Annotated in this window: 1 protein-coding gene; it reads left to right on the top strand. The window is 65.9% G+C overall.

Features of this window, described 5'->3' with window-relative positions:
- Positions 1-74: 74 nt before the first annotated feature.
- A partial coding sequence (locus ACPYOG_RS19730) for a hypothetical protein (protein WP_481295814.1) occupies positions 75-264 on the top strand: 190 nt, incomplete at its 3' end.

Raw genomic sequence — 264 nt, forward strand, 5'->3', positions numbered from 1 at the left:
CCCCCCCCCCCCCCCCCCCCCCCCCCCCCCCCTCTCCCAACCAGGAACCAGCCCCCTAGATTAGCGAGTGTCTCGTGGGCTCGGAGATGTGTATAAGAGACAGATCCAGGCGCGCGGCATCGACCTCCACCTCGGCACGCGCCCCCTCGTCGAGCTGCGCCGACATCAGCCAGCCGCCCGAGTGGATGATGACCGACTCCGCGCCTGTCTCTTATACACATCTCCGAGCCCACGAGACACTCGCTAATCTAGGGTGGGGTTTTT

The sequence above is a fragment of the Leifsonia sp. HAY1-4F genome, from assembly GCF_056755275.1.